The sequence below is a fragment of the Streptomyces sp. NPDC058664 genome (genome assembly GCF_042716635.1).
GTDB lineage: Bacteria > Actinomycetota > Actinomycetes > Streptomycetales > Streptomycetaceae > Streptomyces.
In genome coordinates this window covers 1-1,099 of sequence record NZ_JBHXRW010000247.1, presented here as the reverse complement: position 1 = coordinate 1,099, position 1,099 = coordinate 1, and the positions used below count along the sequence as shown (strand labels likewise).

At 66.0% G+C, this 1,099-nt stretch carries 1 protein-coding gene; it reads right to left on the bottom strand.

The features are described 5' to 3' along the window. Positions 1–41: 41 nt before the first annotated feature. On the bottom strand, positions 42–1,099 hold a 1,058-nt coding region (locus tag ACFWUY_RS41905), incomplete at its 5' end, for an MFS transporter (RefSeq protein ID WP_384122408.1).

Genomic DNA, 1,099 nt, shown 5'->3' with positions numbered 1-1,099 from the left:
ACCGCACCGGCGTACCCCCAGACGGCAGGCGACATCGTGCCTTATTTTATGTTGGACCTGCCAGGGGCGTGCGGTTGTTGCATCCCGCGGACGGCGCCGACCGCGCCGATCACGCCGATCGCCGCACCGGCCTGACGGCGAGCCGAAGCCTGCGCCTCGGTGATCTCCATGCCGTGTTCGGCGGCGTACTTCTTGGCGGTGGCGCCGAAGATCGAGGGGATCATCCGGTAGGTGGAGCCGTTGCCGACACCGGTGAGCACGAACAGCAGCAGGAACGCGGCCAGGTAGAGCGGGAAGCTCTTCAACGACAGGGCGGTCATGATCAGCGCGACCGCGACGGCCATGCCGGTGAACACGATCACGGTGATGCGGGCGCCGCCGACCTTGTCGGAGATCCAGCCACCGACGGGACGGCTGAACGAGCCGACAAGCGCGCCGAGGAAGGCGAGGTTACCGACCATGCTGATCCAGCCGATCTGGGTCAGGTGCGGGAAGTTGGCCTTGATCAGGGTCGGGAAGGCGAAGGAGAAGCCGATGAACGAACCGAACGTGCCGATGTAGAGGAACGACATGATCCAGGTGTGCGGGTTGGTCAGCGCCAGCTTGTAGGACTTGCCGTCGGCCTTGGCGGAGACGATCGAGTCCATGTAGCGCAGTGCGCCGAACGCGGCGACCAGGATGAACGGCACCCAGACCAGGATGGCCAGGGTGATGCCGAACCGGTAGCCCGCGGCGTCCTTGGCGAGCAGATGCGTGCCGAGGGTGATCAGCAGCGGCGCGACCAGCTGTGTTTGCGCCACACCGAGATTGCCGCCCGCGGCGTTGATGCCGAGCGCGGCGCCCTTCTTACCCTCGGGGAAGAAGAACGAGATGTTGGCCATCGAGGACGAGAAGTTACCGCCACCGACACCGGCGAGCGCGGCCAGCAGCAGGAAGACCCACATCGGCGTGCCGGGCTGGTTGATGAAGAACGCGAGGCCGAGAGTCGGGATCAGCAGCATTCCCGCACTGAAGACGGTGAAGGCTCGACCGCCGAACTTGGGGACCGCGAAGGTGTACGGGATGCGCAGGGTGGCACCGACCAGGGTCGGGACCGAGG